This is a genomic window from Streptomyces sp. G7(2002), assembly GCF_028870195.1.
GTDB classification, from domain to species: Bacteria; Actinomycetota; Actinomycetes; order Streptomycetales; family Streptomycetaceae; genus Streptomyces; species Streptomyces nigrescens.
This window is the reverse complement of the sequence record NZ_CP102609.1, coordinates 4,730,417-4,745,736: the sequence shown is the minus strand read 5'-3', so window position 1 is coordinate 4,745,736 and position 15,320 is coordinate 4,730,417. Positions and strand designations below refer to the sequence as shown.

The 15,320-nt window shown below is 68.8% G+C and carries 15 protein-coding genes; 11 read left to right on the top strand and 4 right to left on the bottom strand.

Annotated features, from left to right (window positions below; translation table 11 throughout):
* The first annotated feature begins 253 nt into the window (after nt 1–253).
* Genes dnaK through NUT86_RS19875 form a run of 4 tightly spaced genes read left to right on the top strand, consistent with a single transcriptional unit; the run spans nt 254 to nt 4,432 of the window.
* Nucleotides 254–2,110, top strand: a complete 1,857-nt coding sequence (gene dnaK, locus NUT86_RS19890) for a molecular chaperone DnaK (protein ID WP_018092396.1) — start codon at nt 254–256, stop codon at nt 2,108–2,110.
* Nucleotides 2,107–2,757 (top strand): nucleotide exchange factor GrpE, encoded by a 651-nt coding sequence (gene grpE / locus NUT86_RS19885; RefSeq protein ID WP_018092397.1) that lies wholly within the window; start codon nt 2,107–2,109, stop codon nt 2,755–2,757. The genes dnaK and grpE overlap by 4 nt, the downstream gene beginning before the upstream one ends.
* A gap of 45 nt (nt 2,758–2,802) precedes the next feature.
* Complete coding sequence (dnaJ, locus tag NUT86_RS19880; RefSeq protein WP_018092398.1) at nt 2,803–3,978, top strand: molecular chaperone DnaJ; 1,176 nt, start codon at nt 2,803–2,805, stop codon at nt 3,976–3,978.
* 1 nt (nt 3,979) lies between these two features.
* Entirely contained in the window at nt 3,980–4,432 is a 453-nt protein-coding gene (locus NUT86_RS19875) for a heat shock protein transcriptional repressor HspR (protein WP_018092399.1), read from the top strand.
* A 99-nt stretch (nt 4,433–4,531) separates the two neighbouring features.
* On the opposite strand, the gene NUT86_RS19870 is transcribed toward NUT86_RS19875, so the two are convergent.
* From NUT86_RS19870 to NUT86_RS19860, 3 genes are all read right to left on the bottom strand, one after another.
* A complete protein-coding gene (locus NUT86_RS19870; RefSeq protein ID WP_018092400.1) occupies nt 4,532–4,936 on the bottom strand; it encodes a hypothetical protein in 405 nt (134 codons plus the stop codon).
* Nucleotides 4,937–5,353: 417 nt separating this feature from the next.
* The gene (locus NUT86_RS19865; protein ID WP_018092401.1) at nt 5,354–5,758 is read right to left on the bottom strand and encodes a pyridoxamine 5'-phosphate oxidase family protein; all 405 of its coding nucleotides are present in this window, start codon (nt 5,756–5,758) and stop codon (nt 5,354–5,356) included.
* Between the two features lie 29 nt (nt 5,759–5,787).
* Nucleotides 5,788–6,369, bottom strand: coding sequence for a Uma2 family endonuclease (locus NUT86_RS19860; RefSeq protein WP_018092402.1), 582 nt, complete (start codon nt 6,367–6,369; stop codon nt 5,788–5,790).
* Between the two features lie 248 nt (nt 6,370–6,617).
* Between NUT86_RS19860 and clpB the strand changes: the two genes are divergently transcribed.
* The 6 genes from clpB (at nt 6,618) to NUT86_RS19830 (ending at nt 12,719) form a co-directional block, all read left to right on the top strand.
* Nucleotides 6,618–9,248, top strand: coding sequence for an ATP-dependent chaperone ClpB (gene clpB, locus NUT86_RS19855; RefSeq protein ID WP_274736778.1), 2,631 nt, complete (start codon nt 6,618–6,620; stop codon nt 9,246–9,248).
* Nucleotides 9,249–9,410: 162 nt separating this feature from the next.
* A complete protein-coding gene (locus NUT86_RS19850; protein ID WP_026170115.1) occupies nt 9,411–9,947 on the top strand; it encodes a YbjN domain-containing protein in 537 nt (178 codons plus the stop codon).
* Nucleotides 9,948–10,217: 270 nt separating this feature from the next.
* The gene (locus NUT86_RS19845; RefSeq protein WP_274736775.1) at nt 10,218–10,814 is read left to right on the top strand and encodes a WXG100 family type VII secretion target; all 597 of its coding nucleotides are present in this window, start codon (nt 10,218–10,220) and stop codon (nt 10,812–10,814) included.
* A complete protein-coding gene (locus NUT86_RS19840; RefSeq protein ID WP_274736773.1) occupies nt 10,811–11,707 on the top strand; it encodes a hypothetical protein in 897 nt (298 codons plus the stop codon). Before NUT86_RS19845 ends, NUT86_RS19840 begins: the two co-directional genes overlap by 4 nt.
* On the top strand, nt 11,607–12,305 hold the full coding sequence (locus NUT86_RS19835; protein ID WP_274740554.1) for a hypothetical protein: 699 nt from the start codon (nt 11,607–11,609) through the stop codon (nt 12,303–12,305). The genes NUT86_RS19840 and NUT86_RS19835 overlap by 101 nt, the downstream gene beginning before the upstream one ends.
* Before the next feature lie 234 nt (nt 12,306–12,539).
* Nucleotides 12,540–12,719 (top strand): hypothetical protein, encoded by a 180-nt coding sequence (locus NUT86_RS19830; protein ID WP_274736771.1) that lies wholly within the window; start codon nt 12,540–12,542, stop codon nt 12,717–12,719.
* A 36-nt stretch (nt 12,720–12,755) separates the two neighbouring features.
* Here NUT86_RS19830 and NUT86_RS19825 read toward each other — a convergent pair whose 3' ends face one another.
* The gene (locus NUT86_RS19825) at nt 12,756–13,934 is read right to left on the bottom strand and encodes a pyridoxal phosphate-dependent aminotransferase (RefSeq protein ID WP_274736769.1); all 1,179 of its coding nucleotides are present in this window, start codon (nt 13,932–13,934) and stop codon (nt 12,756–12,758) included.
* 825 nt (nt 13,935–14,759) lie between these two features.
* Between NUT86_RS19825 and NUT86_RS19820 the strand changes: the two genes are divergently transcribed.
* Nucleotides 14,760–15,281, top strand: a complete 522-nt coding sequence (locus tag NUT86_RS19820; RefSeq protein ID WP_159487596.1) for a DUF2617 family protein — start codon at nt 14,760–14,762, stop codon at nt 15,279–15,281.
* The last annotated feature ends 39 nt before the right edge of the window (nt 15,282–15,320 follow it).

Sequence of the window (15,320 nt, the reverse complement as noted above, 5' to 3'; positions counted from 1 at the left end):
GGGAACTACTAAGCGGTAACTTTTTGGGTCTGCCGCTGAGGTTACCCATTCTCCTCCGCCCCATGAAGCCGCCCGGCCGGTGATCTGCGTCGCGAAGGCAACCCTGTGTGAGGCCCCGGCGTCCTCCGGTGGAGGCCTGGTGACGGTAAGGGCGACATAAAAGTTGAGCGCCCCTGACTCAGGTCTGTTGACAGGTTTTCTTCGGTACTGCACTCTTGAGCCTGTTCCACTCAAGTCAGCTGGAGGAATTGAAATGGCACGTGCGGTCGGCATCGACCTGGGCACGACGAACTCCGTCGTCAGTGTTCTCGAAGGCGGTGAGCCCACCGTCATCACCAACGCCGAGGGCGCCAGGACCACGCCGTCCGTTGTCGCCTTCGCCAAGAACGGCGAGGTGCTGGTCGGCGAGGTCGCCAAGCGTCAGGCGGTCACCAACGTCGACAGGACCATCCGGTCGGTCAAGCGCCACATGGGCACCGACTGGAAGATCGACATCGACGGCAAGGGCTTCAACCCGCAGCAGATGAGCGCCTTCATCCTGCAGAAGCTCAAGCGCGATGCCGAGGCGTACCTGGGCGAGAAGGTCGTCGACGCGGTCATCACCGTTCCGGCCTACTTCAACGACTCCGAGCGCCAGGCCACCAAGGAGGCCGGTGAGATCGCGGGCCTCAACGTCCTGCGGATCGTCAACGAGCCCACCGCGGCCGCCCTGGCCTACGGCCTGGAGAAGGACGACCAGACCATTCTGGTTTTCGACCTCGGTGGCGGCACCTTCGACGTCTCGCTGCTGGAGATCGGTGACGGCGTCGTCGAGGTGAAGGCCACCAACGGTGACAACCACCTCGGTGGTGACGACTGGGACCAGCGCGTCGTCGACTACCTGGTCAAGCAGTTCCAGAACGGCCACGGCGTCGACCTGGCCAAGGACAAGATGGCCCTGCAGCGCCTGCGTGAGGCCGCTGAGAAGGCGAAGATCGAGCTGTCGTCCTCCACCGAGACGACGATCAACCTTCCCTACATCACCGCCTCCGCCGAGGGCCCGCTGCACCTGGACGAGAAGCTCACGCGCTCGCAGTTCCAGCAGCTCACCTCGGACCTCCTGGACCGCTGCAAGACCCCGTTCCACAACGTGATCAAGGACGCGGGTATCAACCTGTCCGAGATCGACCACGTGGTCCTGGTCGGCGGCTCCACCCGTATGCCCGCCGTCGCCGAGCTCGTCAAGGAGCTGACCGGCGGCAAGGACGCCAACAAGGGCGTCAACCCGGACGAGGTCGTCGCCATCGGCGCCACCCTCCAGGCCGGCGTGCTCAAGGGTGAGGTCAAGGACGTCCTCCTGCTGGACGTCACCCCGCTGTCCCTCGGTATCGAGACCAAGGGCGGCATCATGACCAAGCTGATCGAGCGCAACACCACGATCCCGACCAAGCGCTCCGAGATCTTCACGACGGCCGAGGACAACCAGCCGTCCGTGCAGATCCAGGTCTACCAGGGCGAGCGCGAGATCGCGGCGTACAACAAGAAGCTCGGGATGTTCGAGCTGACCGGTCTGCCGCCGGCCCCGCGCGGGGTCCCGCAGATCGAGGTCTCCTTCGACATCGACGCCAACGGCATCATGCACGTGACCGCGAAGGACCTGGGCACGGGCAAGGAGCAGAAGATGACCGTCACCGGCGGCTCCTCGCTGCCGAAGGACGAGGTCGACCGGATGCGCCAGGAGGCCGAGCAGTACGCGGACGAGGACACCAAGCGCCGCGAGGCCGCCGAGACCCGCAACCAGGCCGAGCAGCTCGTCTACCAGACCGAGAAGTTCCTCAAGGACAACGAGGAGAAGGTCCCCGGCGAGGTCAAGACCGAGGTCGAGGAGGCCCTCACCGAGCTGAAGGAGAAGCTCAAGGGTGAGGACACCGCGGAGATCCGCACCGCCACCGAGAAGGTCGCGGCCGTCTCCCAGAAGCTCGGCCAGGCCATGTACGCCGACGCCCAGGGCGCGGCCGGTGCCGAGGGCGCTGCCGGTGCCGAGGGCGCCGAGCAGGCCAAGGCCGAGGACGACGTCGTGGACGCCGAGATCGTCGACGACGAGAAGCCCAAGAAGGACGGTGCCGCGTGACGGAGGAGACCCCGGGCTTCGACGAGAAGCCCGACGTCCCCTCTGACGCCGCTCCCGAAGACGCGGCGCAGGCCGAGTCCGCCGACAAGGCGGGCTCGGCCCCGGCCGGGGACGTAACGGACGTAGCGCTCCAGGCGCAGCTGGACCAGGTGCGTACGGCGCTCAACGAGCGCACTGCGGACCTCCAGCGGCTCCAGGCGGAGTACCAGAACTACCGCCGTCGGGTGGAACGGGACCGGGTCACGGTCAAGGAGATCGCCGCGGCGAACCTCCTGTCCGAGCTCCTTCCCACCCTCGACGACGTCGGCCGCGCCCGCGAGCACGGCGAACTGGTCGGCGGCTTCAAGTCGGTGGCCGAATCGCTGGAGACCGTGGTCGCCAAGCTGGGTCTGCAGCAGTTCGGCAAGGAGGGCGAGCCCTTCGACCCGACGATCCACGAGGCGCTGATGCACTCGTACGCACCGGATGTCACCGAGACGACGTGCGTGGCGATCCTGCAGCCCGGGTATCGCATCGGTGAACGAACGATCCGCCCCGCGCGGGTCGCCGTCGCCGAGCCGCAGCCCGGTGCCCAGAGCACCAAGTCCACCTCCGACGAGGACGCCAAGGCTTCGGACGAGGAGAGCGGTGGCCCGGAAGAGGGCTGACGTGAGGACAGAAACGAAAACCGCGCGGAAGGAGGGACGTCGGGGATGAGCACCAAGGACTTCGTCGAGAAGGACTACTACAAGGTCCTCGGCGTCCCGAAGGACGCCACCGAAGCGGAGATCAAGAAGGCGTACCGCAAGCTCGCCCGCGAGTTCCACCCGGACGCCAACAAGGGCGACGCCAAGGCCGAGGAGCGCTTCAAGGAGATCTCCGAGGCGAACGACGTCCTGGGCGACAGCAAGCGCCGCAAGGAGTACGACGAGGCGCGCACGCTGTTCGGCAACGGCGGCTACCGTCCGGGCCCCGGTGGAGGCGGCAGCTTCAACTTCGACCTGGGCGACCTCTTCGGGGGCGGCGGCCAGGGCCAGGGCGGCCAGGGCGGCGGCTTCGGCGGCGGCCTGGGCGACGTCTTCGGCGGCCTGTTCAACCGCGGCGGCGCCGGTACCCGTACCCATGCGCGCCGTGGTCAGGACATCGAGTCCGAGGTGACGCTCAGCTTCACCGAGGCGGTCGACGGGGCCACGGTCCCGCTGCGGATGTCCAGCCAGGCGCCGTGCAAGGCGTGTTCCGGCACCGGCGACAAGAACGGCACACCGCGGGTCTGCCCGACCTGCGTCGGCACCGGCCAGGTCAGCCGGGGTGCGGGCGGCGGCTTCTCGCTCACCGACCCGTGCGCCGACTGCAAGGGCCGGGGTCTGATCGCCCAGGACGCCTGCGAGGTCTGCAAGGGCAGCGGGCGGGCGACCAGTGCGCGCACGATGCAGGTCCGTATCCCCGCGGGCGTCTCCGACGGGCAGCGGATCCGGCTGCGCGGCAAGGGCGCCCCGGGCGAGCAGGGCGGCCCGGCGGGCGATCTGTACGTGGTCGTGCATGTCGACGCCCACCCGGTCTTCGGCCGCAAGGGCGACAACCTCACCATCACGGTGCCGGTCACCTTCCCGGAGGCCGCGCTCGGCGGTGAGGTGAAGGTGCCGACGCTGGGCGGTCCGCCGGTGACGCTGAAGCTGCCGGCCGGCACCCCCAACGGACGCACCATGCGGGCCCGGGGCAAGGGCGCGGCCCGTAAGGACGGCACCCGCGGTGATCTGCTGGTCACCATAGAGGTGCTGGTCCCCGGTGACCTCAGCGACAAGGCGAAGGAGTCGCTGGAGTCCTATCGCGAGGCGACCGCGGGCCCGGACCCGCGGGCGGAGCTGTTCCAGGCCGCGAAGGGAGCTTGAGATGGACAGCCGGGGCGGGCAGCGTCGTAACCCCTATGAACTGACCGATGAGTCGCCGGTGTACGTCATCTCCGTCGCGGCTCAGCTCTCCGGCCTGCATCCGCAGACCCTTCGGCAGTACGACCGGCTGGGGCTGGTCTCGCCCGACCGCACGGCCGGGCGGGGCCGCCGTTATTCGGCCCGGGACATCGAACTGCTCCGTACGGTGCAGCAGTTGTCCCAGGACGAGGGCATCAACCTCGCCGGCATCAAGCGCATCATCGAGCTGGAGAACCAGGTCGCGGCCCTGCAGCAGCGGGTCATCGAGCTGCAGGGCGCCCTGGAGGGCGCGGCCAGCGCGATGCAGCAGCGGGAGGCGGCGGTGCACGCCTCTTATCGGCGCGATCTGGTGCCGTATCAGGATGTGCAGCAGGGCAGCGCGCTGGTGGTCTGGCGCCCCAAGCGGCCGGAGTGACCGGCCGCGGCGCGGACGCCCGTACGACGTGACGAAGGGCCGGGGTGACCCCCCGGCCCTTCTCGCGTGTGCGCGGCGGCCCCTCGGCCCGCGGCCCGCTCAGCAGCCGTTGTAGCCCGCCGTCGGCATCGACAGCCGCCGGTGTACATGCGACTTCATCGCCAGGGTGTAGACCGGCTCGTCGAGGTCGGCGGTCTCCAGGCGGACGCCGGCCGCGGCGCAGCGCGCGGTGAACTCGTCCGCGCCGTCGATGGCGTTCTCCAGCGCCCGGCGGTTGGGCGCCACGAACACATCGACCAGGCCCTCTTCGACATCACGCCACAGCGCGCTGTGGTCGGCGCGCAGCTGATGCAGGCTGAGCTGGCAGGTCAGGTGGTAGTCACGGGCCGCCGCCCACTGCTTGCACATGTCGTGCTGGCTGCGGTCATCGACCAGGAACGGATCCTCGTCCAGCTCGGACAGCGGCATCAGGCAGGCGATCGCCGTGACTCGGACCGAGTTCATCGTGCCCTCCGGGGCGTGGCGACTGTGGGGGCGACGATACCCCCGCGAGCGGCCCGTGGAGGAGGGGCTGTACCGGGCGGCGAGGCATAGCCGCAGGCGTGACAGATCTTCCAGCCGTCCTGATTGACGGCGAGCTGGCCGCCACAGCGCGGGCAGAGCTCGGCGCGCGGGTGCGGCCGGGCGGGGGACGGACGGCGCGGAACGGTCGTCACGATGCACAATGCCGACGCCATACGGCCTCCAGCTGCTGTCTTTTGCAGGGGACGGGTCCGATGTCGTCCGTGATTGCGCGGAGCTGTTCGGTTCCCGTCGCTCTTGAGTACCAGGTGGGTGGCCCGGAGCGGATCCGGAGGGACCGTTTCCGGCCAGCGGGCCGGAGGGGGCGCCTGGAGGGGGAGCGGGCTCTCGGGCCGGTGCTCAGGCCCGGCCCATCGCCTTGGTCACCGCGATCTCGATCATGACGCGGTCGGGGTTGGGCGTCGGCGTCCTGCCGTACCGCTCGGCGTACCGGCGCACCGCATCGGCCACCGACTCGGCATCCGTACGCACCCGGGCCCGGCCCTCCAGCGTCGCCCAGCGCCCCTTGTCGACCTGGCACACGGCGACGGTGGCGCCGTCCGCCCCGGCGGCGAGGACGTTCTTGACCTTGGTGCTGTCCTTGCGGGTGATGATCCGCGCGATCCGCTGTCCGGCGTCGTAGGTGACGCCCACGGGAACCACATGGGGCGTCCCGTCCGTACGGAGGGTGGTGAGCGTCGGCATCAGATACTCGCCCCAGAAGGCGAGGTACTCCGGGCTGAGGGCGCTGAGGTCATGGGCCATGGGGGCCAGAGTAGTTCGGGGCCCGGGATTCAGAGGAAGTCGGCCGTTTCCAGGTCGAAGGAGAAGGGGGCGGGGAGGGGGAGGGGTTTGCCGACAGGGGCGGTGCTGTGCCCTGCGTAGTCGTCCCCGGAAGGGTCGCTGAACAGCGTGATCTCGGCCCTGCTGCGGTCCACGAGCAGGTAGAGCGGGATGCCGGCGCGGGCGTAGCAATGCCGTTTGGCCTTCCGGTCGCGCTCCGGATTGCTCGATGTCACCTCGACGACCATGGCTACGCCGTCGCTGGGCATCCAGGGAGGGGCGCCGCGGAAGAGACGCAGCGCACGTGGGGCGATGGTGGCATCGGGGATCACATGATTCTTGGGGCACCTGCCGCCGCGGGGCATCTCAAGACCCTTGTAGCCGGAGACGTCCATGTCCACCGCGGACTGTCGCATGATCTGCGAGACGATCCCGCTGAAGCAGTGCTCGTGAGTCCCGTCCGTGGGCGGTGTCACAACGATCTCCCCCTCGATCAGCTCGGCTCGGAAGCCCAGGGGCGTCTCCAAGGCGAGGAAGTAATCCAGGAGGGTTTCTTCGTCGGTGGGCATAGGCGCGTGTGCCATAGCCGTCATGCTGCACCTCCTTGTGGTCGAAGGCCAGTGTCGGCGGGCGGCACGGGCGGCGGCGGTGCGTTCCCCCCCCGATTCGCTCGCACGAGTGAGCGAGGAAGGGGCGGGGCGGCTCCCCAAACCAACCTTGAGTGGAATAGACTCAACTTATCGCATGTTGGTATGTGCAGGATGTGCCGGAGTGTGCGCCGGAGTGGGTTCAGACTGGGCACTGTGGCCGTGCAGGACGAGTCGAGGAGGATCGCGAGGACGTGGACGCCGAGCTGACCAACAAGAGCCGGGAGGCGCTGAGCGCCGCCAATGAGCGGGCGGTCACCGCCGGGCATGCGGACATGACGTCCGCGCATCTCCTGCTCGCGCTGCTGGCCGGGCAGGACAACGAGAACATCATGGACCTGCTGGCCGCCGTCGAGGCGGACGCCGCCGCGCTGCGCAACGGGGCCGAGCGTCAGCTGGCCGCCCTGCCCAGTGTCCAGGGCTCGACGGTCGCGCCGCCGCAGCCGGACCGCGACCTGCTCTCCGCCATCGCGGACGCCACCCAGCGCGCCAAGGAGCTCGGTGACGCCTATGTCTCCACCGAGCACCTCCTCATCGGTATCGCCGCCAAGGGCGGGCGCACCGGCGAGCTGCTGGAGCAGCAGGGCGCCGGCGCCAAGAAGCTGCTGGCCGCGTTCGAGGCGAACCGGGGAGGCCAGCGGGTGACCAACGCCGACCCGGAGGGCACGTACAAGGCACTGGAGAAGTTCGGTACGGACTTCACCGCGGCCGCCCGTGAGGGCAAGCTCGACCCGGTCATCGGCCGGGACCACGAGATCCGCCGGGTGGTGCAGGTGCTGTCCCGCCGGACGAAGAACAACCCCGTGCTCATCGGCGAGCCGGGCGTCGGCAAGACCGCCGTCGTCGAGGGGCTGGCGCAGCGGATCGTCAAGGGCGATGTGCCCGAGTCGCTGCGCAACAAGCGGCTGGTCGCGCTCGACCTGGGGGCGATGGTCGCGGGCGCCAAGTACCGCGGTGAGTTCGAGGAGCGGCTGAAGACGGTCCTGGCGGAGATCAAGTCCAGCGAGGGCCAGATCATCACCTTCATCGACGAGCTGCACACCGTCGTGGGCGCGGGCGCCGGCGGCGACTCGTCCATGGACGCGGGCAACATGCTCAAGCCGATGCTGGCCCGCGGTGAGCTGCGGATGGTCGGCGCGACGACGCTCGACGAGTACCGCGAGCGGATCGAGAAGGACCCGGCGCTGGAGCGGCGCTTCCAGCAGGTGCTGGTCGCCGAGCCGACCGTCGAGGACACGGTGGCGATCCTGCGCGGGCTCAAGGGCCGCTACGAGGCCCACCACAAGGTGCAGATCGCGGACTCCGCGCTGGTCGCCGCCGCCTCCCTCTCCGACCGCTACATCACCTCCCGCTTCCTGCCCGACAAGGCCATCGACCTGGTCGACGAGGCCGCGTCCCGCCTCCGTATGGAGATCGACTCCTCCCCCGTGGAGATCGACGAGCTCCAGCGCGCCGTGGACCGGCTCAAGATGGAGGAGCTGGCGCTGCGGAACGAGACCGACGCCGGCTCCGTCCAGCGGCTGGAGAAGCTGCGCAAGGACCTCGCCGACAAGGAGGAGGAGCTACGCGGCCTGACCGCCCGCTGGGAGAAGGAGAAGCAGAGCCTCAACCGCGTCGGTGCGCTCAAGGAGAGGCTCGACGAGCTGCGCGGCCAGGCGGAGCGCGCCCAGCGCGACGGCGACTTCGACAGCGCCTCCAAGCTGCTCTACGGCGAGATCCCGGGGGTGGAGCGGGAGCTGGAGGAGGCGGCCGCCGCCGAGGCCGAGCAGGAGGCGTCCAAGGAGTCCATGGTCAAGGAGGAGGTCGGGCCGGACGACATCGCGGATGTGGTCGGTGCCTGGACCGGCATCCCGGCCGGCCGCCTCCTGGAGGGCGAGACCCAGAAGCTGCTGCGCATGGAGGAGGAGCTCGGCAAGCGGCTGATCGGCCAGACCGAGGCCGTACGGTCGGTGTCGGACGCCGTACGCCGTACCCGCGCGGGTATCGCCGACCCGGACCGCCCCACCGGCTCGTTCCTCTTCCTCGGCCCGACCGGCGTCGGCAAGACCGAGCTGGCCAAGGCGCTCGCGGACTTCCTCTTCGACGACGAGCGGGCGATGGTCCGTATCGACATGTCGGAGTACGGCGAGAAGCACAGCGTCGCGCGGCTGGTCGGCGCGCCGCCCGGCTACGTCGGCTACGAGGAGGGCGGCCAGCTGACGGAGGCGGTCCGCCGCCGCCCGTACTCCGTCGTCCTGCTCGACGAGGTGGAGAAGGCCCACCACGAGGTCTTCGACATCCTGCTGCAGGTCCTCGACGACGGCCGGCTCACGGACGGCCAGGGCCGCACGGTCGACTTCCGCAACACCATCCTCATCCTGACCTCCAACCTCGGCTCCAACTTCCTGATGGACCCGCTGCTCAAGGAGGACCAGAAGCGGGAGAAGGTGCTGGAGACGGTCCGCGCGTCCTTCCGGCCCGAGTTCCTCAACCGGCTCGACGACGTGGTGGTCTTCCACCCGCTCGGCACGGACCAGCTGCAGCGGATCGCCCGCATCCAGCTCGACCATCTGCAGCGCCGTCTCGGCGACCGCCGGCTGACCCTGGACGTCACCGACCGCGCCCTGACCTGGCTCGCCTGGCTCGGCCAGGAACCGGTCGTCGACGCCCCCGCCCCGGACATGTCCTACGGCGCCCGGCCGCTGCGCCGCCTGGTCCAGACGGCCATCGGCGACCAGCTCGCCCGCGCCATCCTGGCGGGCGAGGTGCGGGAGGGCGACACCGTGCGGGTGGACGTGGACGGCGACCAGCTGTTGGTGGAGGCGGCGGGGCGGCCGGCGGGCTGACCGGCGGGAGCGGGGGGCCGGCGGGGGCCGGGCCCCGGGCATCCCTCCGGCCCGACGATCGTTGCCCCGGGCGACACCTTGCCCGCATCCGCTCCGTCCGGGTTGCCACGACGGGGCGGATGTGGGGGAGGATGGCAGGGACCATACGAAGGGAATTCCACGGTGAGCATCGACCCGTCCTCGATTCCGAATTTCGGGGGCCAGCCCGAACCCGAGCCGTCGGGGCCTGATGGTCCCGTCGTGCCAGACCAGGACCTGGTCAAGCAGCTCCTCGACCAGATGGAGCTGAAGTACGTAGTCGACGAGGAGGGTGACCTCGCCGCCCCGTGGGAGCAGTTCCGCACGTACTTCATGTTCCGGGGCGAGGAGGAGCAGCAGATCTTCTCCGTCCGCACGTTCTATGACCGTCCCCACGGCATCGACGAGAAGTCGAAGCTGCTGGAGGCGATCGACGACTGGAACCGCCGGACGCTGTGGCCCAAGGCCTACACCCACACCCATGACGACGGCACGGTCCGTCTGATCGGTGAAGCATCGATGCTGATCGGCACCGGTGTCTCGCTCGAACACTTTGTGTCGAGCACGGTCAGCTGGGTCCGCGCCTCCATCGAATTCGACAAGTGGATCGTCGAGCAGCTCGGTCTGGAGGCCGAGATCGAAGGCGACTCCGACAAGAAGCAGGGTGACGACGAGGCCTGAGCCCGTCCGTCCCACACCCACCCCGCTGCGCGGGCCCCGGAGCTCATGTCTCCGGGGCCCGCGTCTGTTTGTGGCGGGGGCGGGGCCGGGTCCGATGGCGGCGGGCGCCGGGGCGGCCGGTCGGGGGCGCGGCGCGCGCCCCGGCGCTGTAAGCGATTCCACGTCCGGCTGACCTTGATCATGTTTGGTTGCGTGTGGAACCGTTCTCGGCACAATGCTCGTCCGTACCTGCGGAGTTGAGTGGGTGCGGAGCCAAGGGGGAGGCCGGCGGTGTCCATCGAACTGCCTGGTGAAGTCGTCTGGATCATGGAGCTGATGGGCCTGGAATGGCCCGACATCGACGAGGACGAACTGCGGGCCTGGGCAGGCCATGTGCGGGAGTTCGGCCAGGGTCTGAAGGAGTCCCACGACGACACGGACTCCCTCCTGAAGGGCCTCGCGGACGCCTACGAGGGCGCGTCCTACGACGCCTTGCTCAGCCGGTGGGGCAAGGCGTCCGGCGAGCACCTGACGACCCTGACCACATGTTGCGACGTGCTGGCGACGGCCTTGGAGGTGACGGCCACCGGCGTGGTCGTGGCCAAGGGCGTGGTCATTGCCCAACTGGTCATCACCGCGGTCGAGATCGCGGCGGCGGCCGCCGCGACCGTGGCGACGCTCGGCATCGCCGCGGCCGCCGAGGCGGCAGCCATCGAGATCGGCAAACGCATCATCAGAGAGATCATCCAGGAGATCGAGGACGTCCTGATCGCCGAACTGGTCTCCATGGCGATCGAGCCCTTCCAGGCCGAGATCGAGAAGGCCGTATCCGGCCTTGTCTTCAAGGGCGTTGACGCCGCTCTGGGGGCTGCGGGGGGTGCGGCATGAGCAAGGGGTTCAAGGCGGACATCAACGCGCTGGACCGGGCGTCCAGGCGGCAGCTCGAACATGCCGTACGGGTGGAAAGCCATTCGCGCAGCCTTGATTCGCGCACGCGCGGAAAGGTGCTCGGGCGGGGGAAGTTCGGCAAGATAATCCAGGATGCGGTCCGTCCGATCATCGATTCGATGATCGGCGACATGTCGAAGTCGATGGCCAAGGGGCATCGTTCGATCGGGCAGGGCCTGGAGATCAGCAGAAAGAACATCGTCGACGCCGAGAAGGCGGTCGAGGACAGTTTCAAGAAGCATCACAAGTCCCTCAAAGCGGAGGGCATCGACCTCAAGCCCGGCCAGTCCGTACCGGACAAGAAGTCGCTGCGGAATCTCTACCACCGCCGGGTCGAGGAGCGGGTCGATGAGCTGGACCGGGAGGGGCACGCCGTCGGCCGTCATCTGAATGTGACCGACCAGCAGCTCAAGGACCGGCTCGGGACGCCGAGCATTCAGAGGCGAAAGCTGAAGGATGAAAATGGCAACTGGGTGCTGGACGAGAACGGCGACAAGGTGGAGGTCGACGAGCTGGTGCGGGCAAAGCATGGCTACGCGCAGTCCGAAGGCAAGATCGACCCTCTGCACGGCCCGGATGCACGGAGTCGGCTCAGTCCCCCTGACCTCTATTACGACGTGGACAAGGGAGCCCCGAACCGGCACAAGTGTGATGCGCACTCCACTGCGTTCAACGACCATGAGTCGTTCATGTATGCCGATGCGCATGCACGCTCAAAGATCGACCCGAACGCTGCCGCCTCGCACCGGGCCTTGGGCCACTCGCTTCGACTCCGAGAGTGCGCTTGTCCAGGCCGAGGACGCCCTTCGTGCAGCGGCGCTGCAGAATCATGATCTCGCACCGATTCTGACATTCGAAGCCGTTTACGGGGAGGGTGAGAACTGTCTGGGCAAGGCTACGGCGATCGCGATCGATCCGCGGCGGCCTTACACCCCTGATGGTGAAGTCAATTATGTTCATGCGGACTTCTCCACGCGCGGTCTGCTGTTCGGCGTGTACCGCCCCGCCGCGGAGGTCGAAGAAACGGCGGCGTCGGAAAGCGACCTCGATCTGTGGAACACCACGGTGTACCCGTACCCGGGCGGCTACGAGGAAATCGACCCGGCTACCGTCCCGCTGGCCGACCTGGGGCTGGACGTACCCGGCATCGACCGCCGCTTCGTGCATTTCTGCGCCGGGGTTCTCGGAGTCGAAGCAGTTGACGACCTCGGCATGCTGCGGGAGACGTTTGACCTGGCCTGGCCCGACTATCAGGACACGATCCGTGCCGGTCTGAAGCACCTTGTGGCGAACCAGCCGATGACGGTGGAGCAGTGGTTCGACCTGACCTATGTGCAATTCCCCGACCAGCGGGAGCTGCGGGCCTATCTCGCGCAGGTCTATGCCTACCTCTTCGACGATTTCGAGGCCATGCCGGTCGCTCCGCAATGAGATGTCGCGGGGTTCTGTGCTTCCGCGGCAGGCGCTGGCGGGGCTGAAGTGAAGACTCCTTCAACGCGCTGGAGCTTCTGGCGGATTCCGGCATGGCGAGAGGATGAAAGGCTCAGGAGATTCTATCGGCACTGCTTCGGTCTTGAGGCCATCCACGAGATCGGTGCTTGCAAGTCCTATGCGGCCGACGGAAGCCCGTTTGCGCACCGCCTCCGTGGGAGCCTGGAATATCTGTTGGAGCAGCAGCCCGCCTCGACGAAGGACTGGCTGAGCCTCACAGGATTCCAGTTCTTCGCCGAGAGGGATCTCTACGGTTACCTGCTTGGGGTGTACGAATACTTCTACCGCGACCGGAAGGAGCCTCCCGTCGCCCCCGACCCGGAGGCGCCGCCGCCCGAGGGGTACTGGCGGTGACGGGGCGGGGCGCCGGAGCGCCCCGCGGGGCTCGGGTCAGAGCTTCTGCAGTCGTTCCGCCGCCTCGCGTAGTACCGCCTCCTGCTTGCAGAAGGCGAAGCGGACGTAGGGGGCGCCCTGGGTCTTGTGGTCGTAGAAGACGGCGTTGGGGATGGCGACGACGCCTACGCGTTCGGGCAGGGCGCGGCAGAAGGCGAAGCCGTCGTCGTGGCCCAGCGGGCGGATGTCGGTGGTGATGAAGTAGGTGCCGGAGGGGCGGAAGACCTGGAAGCCGGCCGCGGTGAGGCCGGTGGCCAGGACGTCGCGCTTGGCGCGCAGGTCGTCGCGCAGTTCCGTGAAGTAGCTGTCGGGCAGGGCGAGTGCCTCGGCGACGGCGTATTGGAAGGGGCCCGCGGAGACGTACGTGAGGAACTGCTTGGCCGAGCGGACGGCGCCGACCAGCTCCGCGGGCGCGGTGACCCAGCCGACCTTCCAGCCGGTGAACGAGAAGGTCTTGCCGGCCGAGCCGATGGTGACGGTGCGCTCGCGCATCCCGGGGAACGAGGCGAGGGGGAGGTGCTCGCCCTCGAACACGAGGTGTTCGTAGACCTCGTCGGTGATGACGAGGAGGTCGCGCTCGCAGGCGAGGCGGGCGATCTCGGCGAGCTCCTCGCGGGACAGCACGGTGCCGGTGGGGTTGTGCGGGGTGTTGAGGAGGATCAGGCGGGTGTTGCCGGTGATGGCGTCGCGCAGTTCGTCCAGGTCGAGGCGGTAGGTGCCGGACTCGGCGTCCGCGCGCAGGGTCACCGGGACGCGGCGGCCGCCCGCCAGCGCGATACCGGCGGCGTAGGAGTCGTAGTAGGGCTCCAGCGCGATGACCTCGTCGCCCGGCTCCAGCAGCGCCAGCAGGGAGGCCGCGAGGGCTTCGGTGGCGCCCGCGGTGATCAGGACCTCGGTGTCGGGGTCGTAGGAGAGGCCGAGGTGGCCGTAGAAGCGCTGCTGGTGGGCGGCGACGGCGGTGCGCAGTTCGGGGATGCCGGGGCCGGGCGGGTACTGATTGCCGCGGCCGTCGCGCAGGGCACGCACCGCCGCCTCCCTGACTTCTTCCGGCCCGTCGGCGTCGGGGAAGCCCTGGCCGAGGTTGATGGAGCCGGTCCGTACGGCGAGTGCCGACATTTCGGCGAAGATCGTGGTGCCGAATTCGGCGAGGCGGCGGTTGAGCAGCGGTCGGTCCATGGGCGCCATCCTCCGCCGAACCTCTGGACTTCCTCAACTGTGCTTTGAGACGCCGGGGCCGGGGCATCAGCCCCGCACAGAGGAATGAGACGGCCGTCGACGAGGACGGTCCACGGCACCGGACGGTGCCGGAGCGGCGCACAGGGCGCCGGACGGAGCGGGTGCCTCGCTTCGGGGGAACGAAAGGAGTGTGAGGCAAATGGGGATTGTGGTTTTCGTGGTGATCTGCGCGGGGGTGATCGGCCTGGTTGCCCTGGCCTCGCGGAGCGGTTCCGGCGGGGGAAGCGGACGGGGCTCCGGCGGGGGACGCGGACGTGGCTCCGGCGCGGCCGGCGCGGCCGGCGGCGGCTGGTGGGTCGGCAGTGACGGGGGTTCGGGCGGCGGCTGCGGCGGCGGTTCCTCCTGTGGTGGCGGTTCTTCCTGCGGCGGTGGAGGCGGTGGCGGAGGCGGCGGCTGCGGTGGTGGCGGTGGCGGCGGCTGCTGAGCCGACGGGCTGCTGAGCCAACGGTGCTGCGCGCCAACTCCATATGTGCGGATGGCTAGTTGCTTGTCGCATATGCGCCCGGCGGGTGTGGTCGAAAGGCCAACACCCGCTGGGCGCTTGGTCGTTGAACAACTGAACTGCAAGGCCCCCGAGCGGATGGAAACCCGGAGAAGATGGGTAAAAGCGCTGTGGGCGACGGGGCTTTCATGATTCCCTCTCCCCAGAGAATCCCCCACGTTCTCCGACCCCACGTGGGCACGAGCCGGCAGGCAGTCGTACATCCCTGATCCTTTTCGGGCGGGCCGGCCCACCATTCCACTGCGTGCTTGCGGAGCCGACCCATGCTCACCTCTTTGACGACGGCGTACACCGATACCCGTGCCTCCGACCTGGCCTGGGCGCTGGGCAGGGAACCCCTGCCCGCCCTCGCCGTACTCGATCTCCAACTCCAGGACGCCCAGGTGCAGTTGAGGCTGCTCGGCGCCTCTCACCAGGTGCTTCTCGAGGAGGAGCACGGCACCTGCTCCGAAACGGTCGCCTGTATGCCGGGCAGCAGCACACCGCTGCCGCTCGGGGTGGCGAAGCGGCTGGGGGACTGGGAGTACGAATTCGCCGCCCATGTGGAGACCCTCTCGCGCGGCTCGTTCGCCGGCCGTGCGCAGGAGTTGCTCGCGCTGGTGGCGGAGCATCCGCACGGTCTCGCCGGTACGTTCCCCGGTTCGCCGCACGCCTTCACCGCGATGCTGGCACAGCGTCAGCAGGGGCAGGTGCGCTGGCGGACCTGGCACGCGTATCCGCAGGAGGGTCGCCTGGTGGCCACCCGTACCCGGGTGGGCGTACGGGCGAGGGTCGCGGTGGTCTAACGGGGCCGGGCGATAGTGACCGGTCCGGTCGGCAGCAGG